At 33.2% G+C, this 19270-nt stretch carries 14 protein-coding genes; 12 read left to right on the top strand and 2 right to left on the bottom strand.

The annotated features are described in order from the left end of the window. Nucleotides 1-292 precede the first annotated feature (292 nt). The 4 genes from KBJ98_RS03440 (at nt 293) to KBJ98_RS03425 (ending at nt 7746) form a co-directional block, all read left to right on the top strand. On the top strand, nt 293-3622 hold the full coding sequence (locus tag KBJ98_RS03440; protein WP_210788287.1) for an AAA domain-containing protein: 3330 nt from the start codon (nt 293-295) through the stop codon (nt 3620-3622). Continuing rightward, nucleotides 3622-4965 carry a phospholipase D-like domain-containing protein gene (locus KBJ98_RS03435; RefSeq protein WP_210788286.1) on the top strand — a complete coding sequence of 448 codons (1344 nt, stop codon included), beginning with the start codon at nt 3622-3624 and terminating at the stop codon, nt 4963-4965. The genes KBJ98_RS03440 and KBJ98_RS03435 overlap by 1 nt, the downstream gene beginning before the upstream one ends. A 668-nt stretch (nt 4966-5633) precedes the next feature. After that, complete coding sequence (gene vgrG / locus KBJ98_RS03430; protein ID WP_210788285.1) at nt 5634-7433, top strand: type VI secretion system tip protein VgrG; 1800 nt, start codon at nt 5634-5636, stop codon at nt 7431-7433. Between the two features lie 13 nt (nt 7434-7446). Beyond that, on the top strand, nt 7447-7746 hold the full coding sequence (locus KBJ98_RS03425; protein ID WP_182651276.1) for a PAAR domain-containing protein: 300 nt from the start codon (nt 7447-7449) through the stop codon (nt 7744-7746). A gap of 726 nt (nt 7747-8472) precedes the next feature. On the opposite strand, the gene KBJ98_RS03420 is transcribed toward KBJ98_RS03425, so the two are convergent. After that, on the bottom strand, nt 8473-8958 hold the full coding sequence (locus KBJ98_RS03420) for a S24 family peptidase (protein ID WP_225899048.1): 486 nt from the start codon (nt 8956-8958) through the stop codon (nt 8473-8475). Between the two features lie 313 nt (nt 8959-9271). On the opposite strand from KBJ98_RS03420, the gene pnuC reads away from it, so the two are divergent. From pnuC to KBJ98_RS03385, 7 genes are read left to right on the top strand one after another with little or no spacing between them, the layout of a single operon-like run. Next, nucleotides 9272-9844: a nicotinamide riboside transporter PnuC gene (gene pnuC, locus KBJ98_RS03415; protein WP_210788284.1), complete on the top strand. Its 573-nt coding sequence runs from the start codon at nt 9272-9274 to the stop codon at nt 9842-9844. Then, the gene (locus tag KBJ98_RS03410; RefSeq protein ID WP_210788283.1) at nt 9819-10832 is read left to right on the top strand and encodes an AAA family ATPase; all 1014 of its coding nucleotides are present in this window, start codon (nt 9819-9821) and stop codon (nt 10830-10832) included. The genes pnuC and KBJ98_RS03410 overlap by 26 nt, the downstream gene beginning before the upstream one ends. A gap of 23 nt (nt 10833-10855) precedes the next feature. Further along, nucleotides 10856-12448, top strand: coding sequence for a MoxR family ATPase (locus KBJ98_RS03405; protein ID WP_210788282.1), 1593 nt, complete (start codon nt 10856-10858; stop codon nt 12446-12448). Further along, nucleotides 12436-13407 (top strand): hypothetical protein, encoded by a 972-nt coding sequence (locus tag KBJ98_RS03400; RefSeq protein WP_210788281.1) that lies wholly within the window; start codon nt 12436-12438, stop codon nt 13405-13407. Before KBJ98_RS03405 ends, KBJ98_RS03400 begins: the two co-directional genes overlap by 13 nt. Beyond that, nucleotides 13400-15157, top strand: a complete 1758-nt coding sequence (locus KBJ98_RS03395) for a DUF58 domain-containing protein (RefSeq protein WP_210788280.1) — start codon at nt 13400-13402, stop codon at nt 15155-15157. The genes KBJ98_RS03400 and KBJ98_RS03395 overlap by 8 nt, the downstream gene beginning before the upstream one ends. After that, on the top strand, nt 15150-15731 hold the full coding sequence (locus tag KBJ98_RS03390; protein WP_210788279.1) for a hypothetical protein: 582 nt from the start codon (nt 15150-15152) through the stop codon (nt 15729-15731). Before KBJ98_RS03395 ends, KBJ98_RS03390 begins: the two co-directional genes overlap by 8 nt. Beyond that, the gene (locus tag KBJ98_RS03385) at nt 15718-17073 is read left to right on the top strand and encodes an AMP-binding protein (protein ID WP_210788278.1); all 1356 of its coding nucleotides are present in this window, start codon (nt 15718-15720) and stop codon (nt 17071-17073) included. The genes KBJ98_RS03390 and KBJ98_RS03385 overlap by 14 nt, the downstream gene beginning before the upstream one ends. A 71-nt stretch (nt 17074-17144) precedes the next feature. On the opposite strand, the gene KBJ98_RS03380 is transcribed toward KBJ98_RS03385, so the two are convergent. Further along, the gene (locus tag KBJ98_RS03380) at nt 17145-17909 is read right to left on the bottom strand and encodes an XRE family transcriptional regulator (protein ID WP_210788434.1); all 765 of its coding nucleotides are present in this window, start codon (nt 17907-17909) and stop codon (nt 17145-17147) included. 89 nt (nt 17910-17998) lie between these two features. Between KBJ98_RS03380 and dinB the strand changes: the two genes are divergently transcribed. Then, the gene (dinB, locus tag KBJ98_RS03375) at nt 17999-19159 is read left to right on the top strand and encodes a DNA polymerase IV (protein ID WP_182651288.1); all 1161 of its coding nucleotides are present in this window, start codon (nt 17999-18001) and stop codon (nt 19157-19159) included. Nucleotides 19160-19270 lie beyond the last annotated feature (111 nt).

Here is a 19270-nt window from a genome sequence, read left to right as displayed (position 1 = left end):
CTATAAGTTTCTGAAAATTATCCTATGTCTAATAATATACTTCTCATTTCAATATGTAATAATAGAAAAGTTAATTTAATACTTGCCACTCCTTCCCTAATTTCTAAAAAAATTATCGGACAGTTTTATAAAAATTTCAGATGCTTCCTCATGTAATCTAATTTACCAAAAATAATTGTAAATACTTTCTTTGAAATAAAAACAACTTTACTTACAAATAATTTTAATATTTTGGACTTTTTTAAAAGCTGAAACACTTTCGATAGAAAAATCTAAAAATACAAACCAGCATATGATTCTAGGAAAATACCAAATAAGCCGTAAAAAAGAAGAGAGAGGGTATTCTATAACAGCAGTTGTTCAAGACGAATTTGAAAACAATTATTTTGCAAAATGGATCAAAGGTATTGAGCAATACTCTCAAGCAAGCAAAATTTTGTTTGATAAATTACGAAACTTAAAAAAAGCTACCCACAAAAACTTAGCAAAAATCATTGAATACGATTGGGATGAAAACGAACAGGCCTATTGTATAATTTTTCAATTCATTCAAGCAAGAACGTTAGAGAATGAATTGGATTCGCTTAAACCAACGGTTTTTTTAAAGGGAATTGAAAATAGTGTAGCATGCTTAAAAGAACTTAATCAAACCAATAGAATAACTCATGGTGATATTAATCCTGCCAATATTTTAATTGATGAAAATGAAGATTTCTTTTTAATTGATTTTGGTATTGCAGATATTGCTACTACTTTAAGTCAAGAAAAAGAATTAGAAATTTTTGCAAGAGATTTTGCCGCACCTGAAAAATGGGATAGAAAAATTACTAAAGGTTTTCCACACCAATCAGATATTTATTCTATTGGTAAAATAATGGAATGGTATTTTGAAAAAAGAGAACTGACAGAGTTTTCATCTATCAAAGAACTTATTGATAAATGCTGTGAAATTGCACCAGACCAACGAATAAACTATTCTAACTTAAAAGAAGATATTAGTGCAATATTGTTTAGTAGTCCATTTGAAAAAACCAATATTATTGATGTTACAGGCGAATTTACTAATGAAATAATAAAAGAGCTGAATGGTGTAGGTGATGGAAAAGAGTTGCCGAAAATAAACGTTTTGCCAAAAGCTCAAAACAGTACTAAAGAAAATTATTTACTTGATATTTATACCAAAAACTATTACTTGCATTGTCTTTGGTTAGTATCTGAAAAACAGTTGGTTATTAGAAATAGTTCCAAAAAGGAAAACATAGACGATAGAAAAAAAACCGATGAGAAGTATGCACAAAAAATCGGAGTACCAGTTAAGTTTGATAGCCGTAGTTCTACAACCTTCAATTTAACATCAACAATAAAAAAAATACTTAAAGAAAAAGATAAAGAACGTAGCTATAGCAAAGGAAAACATGAAACTAACAAAGAATTAAAGTTTTATAAAGATTTAATTTCAAAAGAACTCGAAGTAATCGAAAAGAACTCACTTCGTTTGGTGTACAATAATTTTGAGAAGAAAAGTGAAGATGAAGTTTGGTTTAAAGTAGAAGATAATGAAAAATACAGTAATCAAGGTTTAATTTATAATCATATTGATCAATCGTTACCGCCACATCCAGAGGAATTTGAATACATTTTAAGCGAAACTGCCGATAAAAAAAAAATAAAAAAGCTCCTAAAATTTTCAGGTATAGCTTATAATTTTGATACTAAACTAAGAATCATAAAATTTAAAGATTGTGAAAATTTATCTTTTGAAACACTTCCTTCAAAAGGTTATTTATTTCAAAATATTAGCAAACAAGAAGAAGAAAAAAAGCGCCAACTTGAAGCTATCAAAAAAGTGGAATTCAATGATGTTCAAAATAGAGATTTAATTCACTATTTATTTAATCCGAGAGATTTACAAAGTAAGTTTTTAGATATTCATACTCTTGAAGATATTTATCAAACAGATGATAAAGGCAATCCATTTGTATATAGCGATAACCAACAAAAAGCGGTTATTAATGCTTTAAATAGAGAACCGTTAACCATCATTCAAGGGCCACCAGGAACAGGAAAAACGACTGTAATTACAGAAATAGTATTTCAAATTTTAAACAAACAACCTAATGCAAAGATTTTAATTACGTCTCAAACTAATGATGCGGTAGATAATGTATTGGATAATCTTTTAGAAAAAGACATACCACTTGTTAGATTAAGTGGCGTAAGACAACCTAAACCAAGTTTAGCAAAACATACATTAGAGAGAAAAATTGAAGGTTGGAAAGAAAAAATCAGAAAAACTGCCAAAGAAAATTGGAGACCAGTTAGAGAAAGTTTTTTGACTGAGGTTAGAAAATCCAATGCAAATCTAGATTTGATAATTGAAATTATATCAAACAATAAAAGTTGGGAATATAAAGTAAATGAATTAAAAAAAGCGATAACAAACAAGAATGAAATCAGCTATCTAAAAAAATATTTAAATTCAGAATGTGAACTAATTAAGGAGTTATCAAATAAAACGAATATTAATTTTGAAGAATATTTCATTAAGCAAAATCTATACAAAGATTGGCTAGCTACAATAAGCTCTTTAGATGAAAAGAGTCATCTAAATCAAAAGTTAATAGACAGCATTCGAGTAATTGGAGCAACTACTAATCATATTGCTTCAAAAAAATATGCAAAATTTAATTTCGAATTTGACTATGTAATTATGGATGAAAGCGGTAAAGCAACCACAGCCGAATCATTAATTCCATTAGTTTTAGCAAACAAAGCTATTTTAGTTGGTGATCACAGACAATTAAGACCAATGCTAACAGGCACAAGAGAAGTAGAAAAATGGCTAAGGGAAACATTTAAAAAAGATGATGAGTTTGATAGCTTTGATGACTATTTCAACAGACCAAGTTTGTTTGAACAAATTATTACAAACATAGATGACGATTTTAAAAGCCAATTAGAAGTATGTCGAAGAAGCTCACACGATCAAGTTATATTAACTTCTAAATGTTTTTATGAACCATATGGTGACGAGCCAATTTTACCAGCCAAAAGACCAATTGAAAAAGAGCATAATTTTGACTTAAAAGTAAACAGTTCCATCATTTTTATCGATACAGGTAATGATTACAAAAGCGAAACTAATGGTACTGGTTCATCTAAAAATAAAGAAAGCGCAAAATTAATTCCAGAAATTTTAAAACGCTTAGACCATCATCCACTGGTAAAAAAATACTCAGTCGGAATTATTACAGGATATTCAGCTCAAGTAAATGAAATAAAAAGTATGCTTTCTAAAAATTTTGATTACAGAAAATGTAAAAATCTTAAATCAGAAAATGTAACACTATCAGTAGTCGATAAATTTCAAGGTTTAGAAAAAGATATTATAATTTTTGATTTAGTGAGAAGTCGCCAAAACACATTAGGTTTTCTGGCAAATGCTAATCGTATTAATGTGGCACTTTCTCGTCAAAAAAAACTATTAATTATTATTGGAAATTACAATTGGTTATTGTCTGCGGATGCCCCACATCTCAATGGAGAAATACCTGCATTAAGAAGGTATTTAAAAGAAATTAAAAAAGAATGGATAGTTACTAATATTGAACAAATTTTCTAATGGATATAAAAGAAATATATAAAAAACTTGAAGACCAATGTCCAAGTAATTATCGTATTAATGAAATCATTCCGATTGCTTATCCTTATAGAAAAGTAGTGATTAATGCAATGGTCAATAAATCTCCTGAAGAATCAATTCGACAGGTGTATGCAATTTTTATTAGAGCAATAAAATCCGGAATAAATACCGAGAGTGAACTAACACATTTTTTAGGATTAGACAAAGATGATTTTATTTTAAGAGAACTTTATTTTCTTCGAGAGAGAGGGTACTTAGATTTTATATCGAATAAATGGATGATTACTAAATCAGGTGAAGAATTTAGTAAAGACAATAGTATTCTTAAAATTTTATCAGAAGAGGAGTTTGAATTTTACATAGATGCTTATTCAGATGAAGTTTTACAAAATGATTTTTCTTTTTTCAATGATTTTAATGTTCAAAATAAAATACAACCCAAAATTAAATTTAAAAATAAAAGCCCAGAATTATTAAAAGGGAAGAGTGAACAATTAGGTGATATCTATAAAAAGGATAAAGCAGGAAAAGCATTTTTGGTAGATTACGATGAAAATGAAATCAAATTTGATAAAGAAGTTTTTAACGATTATTTTTTAATTGAATACATTCCAACAAGAGAAAAAGAAAATGAATTAGAACCAAGAATCGAAATTAGAAATAGAAACAAGGAATATTCATTGAATAAACGATTGACTAAAATTCTCTCACAAGAATACCCAAATATCATTTATGATTTTACCGATTCAGAGAGAGCTATTGTTGCAAATATTGAGTTAGAAATAAAAAATAATGATATTGTATTTGAGAAAATCCCAACACTAGAAAACAAATCTCAAATAGAAACCTTGTCCATTTGGGAGACCAAAGCAAAATTCATTGAAGCTATTCAGAATTCAAAAGAAAAACTCTTAATAGAAAGTCCATGGATTAAAAGAGCAGCTTTAAATTATATCCCAGAACTAGAAGCAGCATTAAAAAGAAAAGTGAATATTATGGTGCTTTATGGTATTGAAGGAAATGATGAACATGATTTAAAAGCAATAAGAGAAATGGAGCGTTTGGTTCAAAACTATAGGAACTTTAAATTGATTCATTTACCAACACATTTTGAAAGTACAGGAAATAAAAATATGGTTGGATCACATAAAAAATTAGTGATAAAAGATAATGAATATTATATTCATGGGAGTTTCAATTTTTTATCATTCAATAAAAATGAAGGTCAAAAAGTAGCCAATGAAGAAACCTTATTAATTAGCTTAGAAGTTCCAAAAAGATGGAAACAAGTTTTCAATCAATACAAGATTGATAAAATTTAATTTAATCCTGATTAAATTGAATTTTAATGTTCACAGAGGCACTCGTTAAAAACGAGTGCCTTTTTAATTTAAAAATAAGTCCAGGTATTTCAAACATGTCTTCCCCTAAGTTCCCATAGAAAATGTAATGCAAGACAAAAAATGATCCTCAAGTAAAAAATAGCACTCAAGCTAACAAAAATATATTCAAAAATTAATATAGACAAAACAAGAAAAATGCTAACCATTGTTAGGCATAAAAATAAAGGAAATTATTTCCGTATAATTATAATACTGTATTAAAAATTCTATTTTTTTTATTTACCTAATTTTGGGTTTCAAACAGAGAGTGAGCAATGGTTTGATTGTTGTAGAAAGCATTGGGGAATAAAAATCAACTTAACAACAAAAAAATATTTGAATTTATTATTAACGGAAATGTATAAAAAACTTAACTTTCAATGAACTCTGCACCGTAATTGCTTTTTTAGTATAACCCTATCTTTAACATTTATTTTCATTTAGCTTAAAACAGTATTCTTAATACGTTTAAAAAGTCAGAGCCAAAGGGATGTTACATCGAAGGATAATAAAATAAATAAAAGACTTTGACTGGCTATTAAAATAATATTTTTTTGAAACCTTGATCTAAAAACCTTTACCTTTAAAATAATAAATAAAGTTAGATAATGAGTACATCAGATACAAATAGCACTAGCGGTGTTGCTACATTTACAATAAAGGTCAATGGTACTGTAATACCCAATGAACTGAATGTATTGTCAGTACATATCGATAAAAGCGTAAACCGAATTCCAATTGCCAGAATCTTGATTTTGGATGGAGAGCCTAATACTGGGAGTTTTGAAGTAAGTTCGTCTTCTACTTTTGTTCCAGGTGACTTTGTCAGTATAGATGCAGGTTATGATACCAAAAACGAAGTTATTTTTGAAGGCATTATTACAAGTCAGTCTCTAAGGATTGACGGTGCGATAGGATCAGTTTTAGAAATTGAATGTCGTGACCGCTCAATAAGTATGATTGTAGGACGAAAAAGTCGAACGTACTCCAATAAAAAAGACAGTGAAATCATTACATCGATAATAGAAAGTTATCTAGGATTAACTTCGGATATTGAGGTCACAACTACAGTGTGGCCTGAACAAGTACAATATTATGTAACTGATTGGGATTTTATTATGACACTTGCCGAAACTAATGGACTTATTGTAACGGCGATTAATGGGAAAATTTCAATAAGTGCTCCAGACATAAACACTACATCGGTACTTACTGTAACTTACGGAGATAATCTAATGGAATTTAATGCCAAATTAAATTCTATTGCACAATTAGGCAGTGTTACTTCAAACAGCTGGGATTATAAAAATCAAGCTGTCATAAACAGTGAAGCAGTTCCTAATATTTTGGGAGCCGGAAATTTATCTACACAAAAATTATCGGAAGTTATTGGACTCTCATCCTCTCAGCAGCAGACCACTGCACCCTTGGAAAGAGCCGATTTAAACAATTGGTCAAAAGCCCAAATCATTAAAAGTGAATATTCAAAAATAATAGGTGCTGCAAAAATTCAGGGTACACATGTAATTGATCCCGGAAAATACGTCACATTTGCAGGTCTTGGAGATCGATTCAATGGTGATTATCTTATTGGTGGTGTAGTTCATGATTTGTCAGAAGGAAATTGGGTTACAGAAGTCAGTTTGGGGCTTTCGCCTAATTGGTTTGCCGAAGAAACTGATGTTATAGCACCACCAGCATCTGGCCTTATTCCTGCGGCAAGAGGACTTTTCAATGGAACCGTGAAAAAATGTTTTGAAGATCCTGATTCTCAATATCGAATTTTAGTAGATATACCATTATTTGATAAAAATGGAAATGGTATATGGGCGAGACTTTCTAATTTTTATTCCACTAGGGGAGCTGGAGTTTTTTTTCTGCCCGAGGTGGGAGACGAAGTTATTCTGGGGTTTTTGAATGAAGATCCTCGCTATCCCATAATTTTGGGAAGTTTATATAGCGGAAAGAAGATAGAACCTTATTCCGGTTTGGTTCCTAGTGAAAATAATTCGATAAAAGCTATTGTTTCCAGGTCTGGAATTTCCGTAGCATTTGATGATGAAAATAAAGTCTGGACCGTTAGTACACCTATGAAAAACACCATTATTATCAGCGACCAAAACAAGCAAATCACTATTAGGGACGAAAATCAAAATAGTATTATAATGTCTAGTAATGGTATAGATATATCAAGCCAAAAAAACATTACTATTTCGGCTCAGGAAGGAGTTACTATTAAAGGAAAAACAGGAATCAACATTGAGTCAAGAGATGGCGATGTCGAGATAGACGGATTGAACATCAAAGAATCAGCAACTATACAATATAAAGTACAAGGCGCAGTTAGTGCTGAGGTATCTAGCCCAGGACAATTAACGCTGAAAGGCGCAATGGTAATAATAAACTAAATAATCTGAAAGTATGCCAGCAGCAGCACGACTTACTGACTTCCATGAATGTCCTATGGTTACCCCAGCAGTACAACCGATTCCTCACGTAGGAGGACCAATTGTTGGTCCTGGAGAACCTACCGTTATAATTGAAGGATTACCAGCCGCAAGAGTTGGGGATATGCTAGTATGTGTAGGACCTCCAGATACTATTACAACTGGATCTAAAACAGTTATGATAGGCGGTTTAGCTGCAGCAAGGATGGGAGACAAAACCGCTCATGGTGGATCAATTCTAGTTGGAGCATTTAATGTTATAATTGGAGGATAAGTTAAACGTTATGGCACAGAAAATTAAGATCAGCTTTTAATCTTAAAACTATTTGCTAAAAATCTTGTGACAATTAGCTAACAACAAACTACTTTTAGGGTTAGTAAAGAACAAGTTACTATGAAGAAAAAAAACTATATTTAAAAATTTGAAATAAATTAAGCCTTTGAATGTACATTTAAACTTAGTCATATTTTCAAACATTGTTGAGGGTGGTTCATTTGTTATTGTTGAGCTACCTAAAATTAACGAAAACCCAACTTTTGGGAGTTTCTAAAGCTGAAAAAACTCGAATATAATAAGTGAATATGTAATTAAAATATTTTAAAACCTAAATGAAATTATTTAATAGACACAAAATTTCTACTTTCTTTCTCATTCTTTACATATTTTGGATAATCTTTGCTATCAATTGGTTTAAATCTGGCTCTTCTAATTATCCTAATTCATGCGGAGCTGCGAATGGCGGTTTAATTATGATAACATTTTTTATTATCGCTATTTATTCCTTAATTCTTATTTTCAAAATAATAATTGCAAAAGAACAGAAACGGTCAGACTTTTTAAAAATATTTGGCTTAATATATGTCTTGCCAATTTTACTAATATTTGTTTCTTTTTTATTTTAAACGAATACAAATGAGCAAGAAATATAAATAAAATTAACCATCTGCAACAATGGATTCTCTTTCATGAAAGATTGATTTCATTTAATTCTCAACGCTCCTAAATATTCCTACGCCGATATTCCTTTCTTAAAAAAAGCCAATGTCTACAGCTTATTTTCAAATCATGAATATCTCTTTTCAACTCTAAAAACAGGTCCTTTATACTGGCAGATTCCGTTAATTCTTGTTTTTCATCTGTGAGTCCAATATTGCAAACGTATTCCCATATCTCCAGGATAGAAGAAACCTTGACTTCATAAGGAGGATAAAAGCTGTTGTCTGATGAAACAACGAGTGCATTCTTTTTGTTTTTATTCAATCGCTTGTAAACCATGCCTTCATTTTTGGTGATTAGTATATAGGTTTTACCATCATTAACATCTCCTAACTTTTCTACATAACGCCCAACGATGATTGAACCATCTGCATGGGGTGGCATCGAATCGCCTTCGACAGGAAAACCCCTGTGCTTCCCAGTTCCCAAAAATGGCAAGGATATTTGCTGCAGACTTTCAATATATTCTGGATCAGCATATCCATTCAAATATCCTGCTTTTACTTTTTGAGTGACAACTTCGATAAAGTTTTCTCCCTAGTTATTGACCGTAATGGGTAACACCAATGGGTTATTTTCTAAATTGCAACAAATCGTCTATTGGAATTTTACGCACATCTAGCAGAAAAAAAGTCAAAGAGTTATTAAACACGATCGAATTTTTTACATCACTTTTTTTAGAAAATTTATTCGAGCTACTAATTGTAAATGAGTTCATAAATGAGTTGGGACAAATTTTTCAAATGTTATACGTCATCTTGTAATAGTTTCCCACATTATTATATCTTTAGCATTATATATTATGGATACAACTTTAGAAATTTTTGGTGCCGTTTTCGGTTTTTTGGCAGTTTATTTTACGATCAAGCAAAATATCATCTGCTGGTATTTTGGTTTAATTCAGGTGATTCTGTATTGCTTTGTCTTTTACGCAGCAAAATTATATTCAGATATGATATTGCATGTTATTTATATATTTCTGCAAGGATTTGGTTGGTACAATTGGAAATATGGAGGTTCCAACAAGAGTGAATTACGCGTAACATTGCTGACAAACGCAATTTTTTGGATTGGCTTAACAATTCTAGCTTCCGTGCTTTTAGGCTACACTATGCAAACAAAAACCGACGCATCCTATCCTTATGAGGATGCTTTTATAATGGTTGCAAGCTTGGTTGCTCAATATTTGATGATAAAAAAAGTAGTAGCGTCTTGGATCTTTTGGATAGTAGTCGATGTGGTTGGCATCACCATATATAGTTATAAAGGTTTGTACTTTACAGCAGTGCTGTATGTACTTTTTTTGATTATGGCCATCATGGGTTACTGGGAATGGAAAAAAGCTTATAATGAAGAATTTGCACATGAGAAATGAATATAAAATTGGACTGACATTGGGTAAGTATGCTCCTTTTCATAAAGGGCATCAATTTGTAATTGAAACCGCGATAAAAGAGGTGGATGAATTGATCGTGCTTATTTATGATGATCCCATATTAAATATCCCTTTAACAACTAGAGCTTCTTGGATCCGTAAAATATATCCAAATATAACGGTTATTGAAGGTGTAAATTCGCCTAATGATAGTGGGTACACGCCTGAAATCATGAAAATTCAAGAAGACTATGTTTCATCTATTCTAGGCAATCGCAACATCTCTCATTTTTACTCCAGTGAGCCTTATGGGGAGCACATAAGTAAATCCTTAAAGGCTATTAATAGACAGGTGGATGTAAGTCGAATTAGTGTTCCCATATCCGCAACGGAAATCAGAAAAGATCCATTTAAAAACAAAGAATTTTTGGATCCCATTGTCTATAAAGATTTGATTACAAAAGTGGTACTACTTGGTGCTCCGTCAACAGGAAAAACAACTTTGGCTGAAAAATTAGCATCCCATTTTAATACTCAGTGGATGCCAGAATACGGAAGAGAATACTGGGAGAATCATCAAGTAAATAAAAGACTAACCTTAGAAGATCTGTTGAAAATTGCAGAAATTCATTTGGAAAGAGAAGATGCTTTGGTGTTACAATCAGATCGCTTTTTGTTTTCGGATACCAATGCTATTACTACCTACTTATTTTCGTTAGATTACCATGGGAGTGCCCTTGAAGAATTAGAAAATTTAGCAAAACTAGCCGAAAGCAGACACGATATTATATTTGTGTGTGATACTGATATTCCTTATGATGATACTTGGGATAGATCTGGTGATGTAAAAAGAAAAACATTTCAACAAAAAATCATCGAAGATTTGAACACGAGAAATCTTCATTATTACATGCTCAAAGGCAGTGTTGAGGAAAGAATAGAACAAGTTTCAAATGTATTGTCTGCTAGAGAATATAGTAAATTTTAAGTAACTTAGAACAAAAAAGAGCTATGTCTGATTTATTAAATAGAACGATGGGATTTTTTAAAAAAGTTCCAGAATCACCAACTAATCCACAAGAGGACAAGGATATCCATAAATTTCAAGTTGAAGATTTGTATTCAAGTGATACTCCGCAAAATGAGTCTGATAATTCAATAGCACTAGATGAAAAATTACGTCAAGCGTATTTTTGGATTACGAACACTGCCATCATCAGTCCGTATTATGATATCGAATTCAATGAGGGTGATCCTAAAAAGTTTTTATTTGGAGACAGTAAAGTTCCAGTTTATTTACCGACTGACCAAAGCTACTCTAGTTTTGTATTAATGCCTTTACTGAACTTAGCAGCAAGAGGAAAATGTCTCATAGTGGGCGGACCTGGTCGTGGAAAAACAGCTACTTCGGTTTTGATGGGATTGTTAGCCGGTTACGATAATAAAGACGTATTGCGTGCCATACAACACGGGCAACCTCAAATGACAATTTCAGATCTATTAGGACATCCATTACCTTCAGATATGGTGAAGGCAGAAAAAACGTCGGACATTAGAATTGCTTGGCGAAAATGGTTGGGCATGAGGGTAAAAATTATTGATGAATATAATCGAATTCCAACTAGAACGCAATCGGCCTTATTAACCGTGTTGGCAGATAATTATGCTGAGATCTTCGATCAGATTTATGAATGTCCAGATGGGGCTTGGTATCTCACCGCCAATGATGACGCAGGTGGTGGAACGTACCAAGTTATTGAAGCCTTAAAAGACAGGATTGATATCGTGATTAGAGCAATGCATTTCAATACGCGGTTCATTGACGATTTATTACAGCGAATTGAACTCAATTTCAAACCAGAAGCGATAATTCCGGAAGAAATTATTTTTACCGAAGAGGAGCTGAACACCATTAACAAACAGATTAGAGGTGTAAAAATAGAGCCTCAATTACGCAAACGAATCGAGTTTTTTTGTCGCCAGTTTGAATTTTTTGAACCTGCTTCCAATCGATTGGAATACATGACCAAAGACACTGCTAAATTATCCGGCATGGATATGCGTTCTCTTTTTAGAAAAGAGACAGGAAAAGATCCAATTAAAGATTTAGGCTCTCAGGCGAAAAACGGTTTGTCGGTTAGGAAAATCATGACTTTATTAATGTTTTCTAAAGCATTGGCGTATTTCAGAGGGAATAAAAAAGTAGAATTAGAAGACATCAGGCAGGTGCTGCCCTTTGTTTTACACGATACTTTAACGCCACATCTAGAATCACCATTTTTTGACCAAGTTGGGAATGAAGTATATAGAGTGGATCGAATTGTATGGTTGAGAAACTTATTTGATTTATCGTGCGATGAGTATGTGAGTCAAGATTTAGATCGTAATGATCCTGTGGATACTTTTGAAGCGGAATTTAAAAAAGGACTCGAAAACATATCATCAAAAGAAATTGATAACCGACTATTAAATATTGAGAAGCAATTACAGAAATGGTCTGAGGAGAAAAAGTTGTACGGCTACAGAGCAGATGATATTTTAAAATTAAAGTACCTACACCAACGGTATACCAATTACAAAAGATGGCTGCAATGGAAAAAATAAGTCTTCCTCAACTTATTGCAGAATTAAGTGATCATAGTGCGTTATACAATCAATGGTACAAGGAGAGCGAAATGAAATACGGGACTATCCCTTCTCAAACGTTAGCCAATTGGATCGTTGAAGTTGTAGAACCTATTGTAGAAGCAACTATTGCTCTAAATTCGGCCTCAGAAAAAGTACATGAAATAGTAAAAGCGCTGTATCTTGAAACATTGAAATTAATTGGAAGTGGTTTGGCAATCCGTTATGAAGATGAATATAAAGTGGCTTGGTTACTAATGGCAAAAATGCCAAACTTAGTAGTTAAATTTCCAATAAAAACCATTTTATTGCTGAATGATGTACTTTTAAATTTGCATAGGTATGCTCCAGAAAAAACAAGCTATTGGTGCAAACTTATTGAATCCAATACTGTAGAAATTAAAACCATAGAAGATTTTAAAATTGTAGGACGTATATATGCGTGGAAATGTGGTTTGGCTCATATAAGAACTCGTTTAAAAGCAGATTATGCGGCCCTTTCTGAAAACCTTCAACATACCATTTTACAAAACTTAGGTTCAGATAAAACCGCCTATGATTTATTTGAAAATCCATGGTCGAATAGCAATACCAAGTTTGAAGGAGTACAGGGTGGTTTTGTGGGTAACACGGGTTATTTTGAACATCCACCAAGGTTGGCACAAATAGGAGAACATGTATTTGTTTCCGATTCAAAAAGTAGTTATGCCCTTTTTGCAGATCAATTTGGCAAGGTCTTACTTCCTGCTAATGCTGTTGATGCAGCCTATATTGTTTCAAAGGCCAAGCAATTGGATACCTCTGAAAAATGGATTGAAAAAGTAAATGCAGAAATGGATACAAGTACTATTTCATCTGTCGTAGCAACAAAAGACACTCTGTTTTTTACGTTGCAAAACTCCTATTTTTTATACGTATACAGTCTTGGAAATGCTTAATCAAACCGAAATAGAACGAACAGTAGCCTTGTGGAAATCACAGTGGAATCAAGCAAAGTTGGAGTGGAATCCTTTGTTGCGTTTGCAAGAACCGATTTGGTGTTTATCTCATCAAGAGGCCAAAAAAGAAGGACTTACAGGCAGTTTTGCAATGATTCGATTAACAGATCATCGCATTGTGATTAATATAGAAGAAGTTGTAGAACGCGGTATTACAGATTATGCTATTGAAGTATTGGCACACGAAATAGGGCATCATATTTTTACTCCTGCAAATTTATACGATAATGCTATTTTATTGAATAGGATTCGTTTTGCATTGCCAGGTATTGAGGATAGAGCCCCTATGGTATCTAATTTATATTCAGATTTTTTAATTAATGATAAATTACAACGCATCAATAAATTAAGAATGTCAAAAGTGTATCAAGCGATTAATACAGAGGATAATTTTTCTGAGTTTTGGACACTGATGATGCGAACTTATGAATATTTATGGCGTTTAAATCGGGGCGAATTAGCAACTAATTTATCATTTCATAGTAAAAAAATAGATGCGGACGCTTCATTATTAGCCTCTCTGATTAGAAGTTACGCAAAGAATTGGATTCACGGTGGTGGTCGCTTTGCCGTGATGGTATACCCTTATTTGATGGATGACAAAACCTTTCAAGAGGCTCGAAAAAAGATTTTAATACTGTTGGATGCTGAAGATGCAGGTGCCGGTGCTATGGATGTTTCTGGTATGACCGAACTGGATCTAGAAGGCTACGATGAGGTAATCGATATGCGAAAAGAAGCCTTGGGACTTCAAGAAGGCGAAGGTATTAAAAGTGACAGTTTAGGTTCAGAAAAAAATGAATTGGGTGGTCAAGGACCAAGGAACGGATATATGGGTCCGGGGAATTATATTGATCTGATGAAACAGGTCAACCCAAAAGCGGATGAACAGCGTTTAATCAACGCCTATTATAAAGAAATTGCTTTGCCTCATTTAATAGATTTTCCTGTGGAAATTTCTGAAAATGTGTCCCTAGATTTACCCGAGGGATTGGAAACTTGGGACATTGGCGACGCCATTGAAGAAGTAGATTGGTTGCAATCTGCCATTTTATCGCCCGCACTTATTCCAGGATTAACTACTCAAAAGAGAACCTACGGCTCAGATGCTGACAACGCCATTGCAGAAAGTCCTTTAAACGTTTACATTGGAATAGATTGTTCGGGGTCGATGATGAATCCAAAGCAAAATTTTTCATGGCCTGTCTTGGCAGCCACCATCATTGGATTATCTGCTTTGCGTGCTGGAGCATCCGTTATGGGATGTCTTTCTGGTGAGCCCGGCGACTATTTGGAAACAGATGGTTTTATTACAGACGAAACAGATCTACTAACAACCTTAACCTCTTATTTAGGTACGGGCTATGCCTACGGAATTGAACGATTGCGCAAACCATTTGAACAAGAAGCCACTAAAAAATCGCATATTGTAATCGTTACGGACAACGATATATTTAGTATGTTGGATTCTGATACGCAAACCAAACAAACACATTGGGAATTGGCTGAATTGGTATTAAAAAATGCAGGTGGCCATGGCACTATGGTCTTACATTCTTATCCAGATTACAACAAAGATTTTGTAATTCGATTAGAAAAAATGGGCTGGAAAGTATACTACGTTACAAATGAAACGGAACTTTTAAAGTTTGCATTTGAATTTTCACAACAAAATTATGCCTATGTCTAAATACGATGTTTTTGAGTTGGTAACTCATTTAAGGAAATGTCCAGATATCTTTTTAAAACCTTCTTCAAGTCTTGAAAATGAGGGTCTAAATTCGGTAGCTTTAATTAGTGATACGTATAGATTGGTTTGTAACGATTTTTTAAAAAAAGAATTTAAAATACCGAGTAATTTTGATTTAGCGTACATAGAGGATAACCATTGGCGCGCAATTCATATTTCGATTTGGTTACTGAGTCATCCTAGTTTTATAAATAGTGCTTTAATAGAAGATAAATTATATGATTTTTGGTTTGAAGAATTAAGTGAAGCGTCGTTATATGTGAAATTTAAGGAATGGATTAGTGATGAGGAACGTGCAGAGGAAATGGTTCGCTTATTATTACATTGTTGTGAAATTACTCCAGAAGGCGAAAATCAGGATGAAGCCGCAGATAAATTATCCTCTTTGAGCAGTGCAGATCGGCAGAAAGTTTTAAAACAATCCTACGAGGCACATGAAAGAATTATGAAAATCAAAAAAGAGATGGCTGAGAAAAAAGCTAGAGAAGCAGCAAATACCTATGGACGAGAGTAGTGATCCGCAAATAGCATTAACAGACGCGGAACGTTTTCCGCTGCTTGAGGATTTAAGTTTTTTAAATACACTTAAGCAAGATGCGCTTGCGCCAAAATTTAATTTTAAAAGTGGTGATCGTTTAGATGCAGTGCAACTTTCAAAAGTGAAGTCTTACAAAAAGAAATACTGTGATGAAAAGATATTTTGGAACGAAGGGCAAACTCCAGTTTGGCTAAATGACTATTTAAAATGGTGCCATACAACAGTACCGTTTTACCAAAATAGAGATGAGGAATTAAATGCTTCCCCAACCATTTCTAGAGAAGATATCAGAAAATATCCTCATTTATTTGTATCGAATGAGGCTAATTTAGAGGAATTATTAGTGTACTATACTTCAGGTTCTACGGGCCCGATGTTAGATGTTCTCTTTGACGCCGTTACTCAAGCTAGTTGGTTGCCCCAAATAGAATCCGTGCTAAAAGATTTTAATGTTTCTATAAGCGAGAGCAAAAATACAACAGCCATCGCCTTGATCTGTGCCCAAGAAAAAACATTGACGTATGCCTCTTTATCAACGTATTTAGAGGGTGCTGGAATTTTAAAAATAAACCTCAATCCATCAGAGTGGAACCATCCTGATGATGCTAAAAAATATCTGGAAAAATACAATCCACAAATTCTTACTGGGGATCCAATAGCATTTATGGCATTGTTGGATTTAAAGCCGCAATTGAGTCCAAAGGCGCTAGTATCTTCCGCAATGAAGTTGACAAAAGGCACAAAAAATAAATTAGAAAATTATTTTAAATGCCCCGTGATTGATCTGTATTCGATGACCGAATGCAGAAATATAGCATACGCTACAGATACGGGGCATAAAGCAATCCGACCCGATTTATATTTAGAAATTTTTGAGGAACATGAAGATGTTAAACTTTCTAATGGTGAAAGAGGTGAATTAGTGATTACAGGGGGAAACAATCCTTTTTTACCACTAATACGCTATAGAACTGGCGATTTTTGCCGATTAAAAATAGAAAATGGGGTCCCGTATCTAATTGACTTAGAAGCCAGAAATCCAGTAGTTTTTTATACAAAATCAAACGTGAAAATAAACAATATCGATATTTCTAATGGTTTGTCTCGGTTATCTTTGGCTGGTTTCAAAATGCATCAAACAAAAGATAAGCTAATTCAGTTTAAAGGATATTCTAACGATTGTACTATGGAAGAAGTTCTTGAATTATTGAAAGTGATTTTTAAAAATGACATTGACATTCAAATAGACATCCAAAAAATATCCCAAAATAATATGGTAGAAAAATCACTATACTCGTCAGAATTAATAACTGATTAAAAAATATATCCGCTACCTACATAGGTATGAACTCCTTTATTTCCTTTAATTAGAATAGCTTTCAGTCACAACTACTGCTTATTTTTCAAATCACTAATATCTCTTTTCAACTCTAAAAACAGGTCCTTTATACTGGCAGATTCCGTTAATTCTTGTTTTTCATCTGTGAGTCCAATGTTACACACGTATTCCCATATCTCAAGGATAGAAGAAACCTTGACTTCATAAGGAGGATAAAAGCTGTTGTCTGATGAAACAACAAGTGCATTCTTTTTGTTTTTATTCAATCGCTTGTAAACCATGCCCTCATTTTTGGTGATCAGTATATAGGTTTTACCATCATTAACATCTCCTAAATTTTCTACATAACGACCAACGATGATAGACCCATCTGCATGAGGTGGCATAGAATCGCCTTCTACCGGAAATCCCCTGTGCTTTCCTGTTCCTAAAAAAGGTAAGGTTATTTGTTGCAGACTTTCAATATATTCTGGATCAGCATATCCATTCAAATACCCTGCTTTTACTTTTTGAGTCACAACTTCTATAAAGTTTTCTCCCTTGTTATCTACCGTAATGGGCAACACCAATCGGTTATTTTCCAATTGTAACAAATCGTTTACTGGAATTTTACGCACATCTACAGAGAGCAACAGGTCAATACTGATGTGATAATAATACGCTATTTTCTTCAATATTTCATACGGAGCTTCAGAGGTTCCATCTTCATACTTCACGTATCGGCCCCTGGTGATCCCTAGCGATTGCGACAGCTTTTCTTGCGAAATTTTATGTTGTACCCTAAGGTTCCTAATATTATCAGAAAATAAAGACATAGCCATTTTGTTATAATTTGTAACAACAAATATACTAAAATTTGTTAGTATCTATACTAATTTTGTAATGTATAAAAATAGAAATGATGATGAATAGAGCAATCGTACATATGGACTTAGATACCTTCTTTGTTTCCTGCGAAAGATTAGTAAATCCACAATTAATAGGATTGCCACTAATTGTTGGTGGTAGTTCTGATCGTGGTGTTGTGGCTTCGTGCTCCTACGAGGCTAGAAAATTTGGAGTCCGTTCTGCAATGCCAATAAAATATGCCTTACGCCTTTGTCCACAAGCTTCGGTTATCAAAGGAGATATGGAGTACTATTCTAATAAATCACATGAAGTAACCTCTATTTTAAAAGAAGTAGCACCAATTGTTGAAAAAGCAAGCATCGATGAGTTTTATTTAGACCTAACCGGAATGGATAAGTTTTTTGGTTGCTACAAATGGACAACAGAACTATCTAGTAAAATTCTAAAAGAAAGTGGTTTACCAATAAGTTTTGCCCTTTCAGTAAACAAAACAGTTTCTAAGATTGGCACTGGCGAAGCGAAACCTTTAGGCAAAATAGAAATTATTGGTGCTAATGTAAAACCTTTTTTAAATCCATTGCCTATTCAAAAAATTCCAATGTTGGGCGACGTTACTTTTCAATTACTATCCAGAATTGGCATCAGAAACATTCAAACACTATCCGAAATGCCTGTCGAAGTTTTACAACAAATGATTGGTAAAAATGGAGTGGAAATCTGGAAAAAAGCAAACGGAATAGACAACAATCCTGTAGAACCGTACACCGAAAGAAAATCCATTTCAACCGAACATACTTTTGAAACTGATACCATTGACGTTTACAACATTAAATCTCTAATCACAGGAATGGTCGAAAAACTATCCTATCAATTGCGTTCAGAAGGATTTTTAGCATCAACTGTAGTACTTAAAATACGGTACAATAATTTTGATACAGAGACCAAACAAATTAAAATCCCGTACACTTCTTTCGATCATATTTTAACTAAAACAGCAATAGACCTTTTTGAGAAAGTGTACACCAGAAGAATGCGCTTGCGGTTGGTGGGAATACGGTTCACAGGATTAGTTCGTGGGACCTATCAAATCAATATGTTTGAAGACACAACAGAATTGTTATCGCTCTACCAAGCCATTGACAAAATTAAAAATAGGTTTGGTTTTGATGCGGTTTCACGTTGTTCAGGCACCATTATAAAACAAAAAACAAAGTAAAAATAATTTACTTCGTCAGTTCGCACGTTCAGGCTCGGGTGGGCGTTTCCCGCCGAAAAAGGCGGGTCGGGCTGTACGCTATATCTTTTGCTCCGCTAGCGCTGCACAAAA

Origin of the sequence: Flavobacterium erciyesense, assembly GCF_018069925.1 — a bacterium.
Classification (GTDB): domain Bacteria; phylum Bacteroidota; class Bacteroidia; order Flavobacteriales; family Flavobacteriaceae; genus Flavobacterium; species Flavobacterium erciyesense.
The sequence above is the reverse complement of the archived record's forward strand: the minus strand, read 5'-3'. Positions and strand labels throughout refer to the sequence as shown.

What these genes read in the sequence shown, in the direction of transcription:
- KBJ98_RS03385 (WP_210788278.1), top strand. Translation starts at nt 15,718, where the DNA reads ATGGACGAGAGTAGTGATCCGCAAATAGCATTAACAGACGCGGAACGT.
- KBJ98_RS03395 (WP_210788280.1), top strand. Translation starts at nt 13,400, where the DNA reads ATGCTTAATCAAACCGAAATAGAACGAACAGTAGCCTTGTGGAAATCA.
- KBJ98_RS03440 (WP_210788287.1), top strand. Translation starts at nt 293, where the DNA reads ATGATTCTAGGAAAATACCAAATAAGCCGTAAAAAAGAAGAGAGAGGG.
- KBJ98_RS03390 (WP_210788279.1), top strand. Translation starts at nt 15,150, where the DNA reads ATGTCTAAATACGATGTTTTTGAGTTGGTAACTCATTTAAGGAAATGT.
- KBJ98_RS03380 (WP_210788434.1), bottom strand. Translation starts at nt 17,909, where the DNA reads ATGTCTTTATTTTCTGATAATATTAGGAACCTTAGGGTACAACATAAA.
- pnuC (WP_210788284.1), top strand. Translation starts at nt 9,272, where the DNA reads ATGGATACAACTTTAGAAATTTTTGGTGCCGTTTTCGGTTTTTTGGCA.
- dinB (WP_182651288.1), top strand. Translation starts at nt 17,999, where the DNA reads ATGAATAGAGCAATCGTACATATGGACTTAGATACCTTCTTTGTTTCC.
- KBJ98_RS03410 (WP_210788283.1), top strand. Translation starts at nt 9,819, where the DNA reads ATGAAGAATTTGCACATGAGAAATGAATATAAAATTGGACTGACATTG.
- KBJ98_RS03400 (WP_210788281.1), top strand. Translation starts at nt 12,436, where the DNA reads ATGGAAAAAATAAGTCTTCCTCAACTTATTGCAGAATTAAGTGATCAT.
- vgrG (WP_210788285.1), top strand. Translation starts at nt 5,634, where the DNA reads ATGAGTACATCAGATACAAATAGCACTAGCGGTGTTGCTACATTTACA.
- KBJ98_RS03425 (WP_182651276.1), top strand. Translation starts at nt 7,447, where the DNA reads ATGCCAGCAGCAGCACGACTTACTGACTTCCATGAATGTCCTATGGTT.
- KBJ98_RS03405 (WP_210788282.1), top strand. Translation starts at nt 10,856, where the DNA reads ATGTCTGATTTATTAAATAGAACGATGGGATTTTTTAAAAAAGTTCCA.
- KBJ98_RS03435 (WP_210788286.1), top strand. Translation starts at nt 3,622, where the DNA reads ATGGATATAAAAGAAATATATAAAAAACTTGAAGACCAATGTCCAAGT.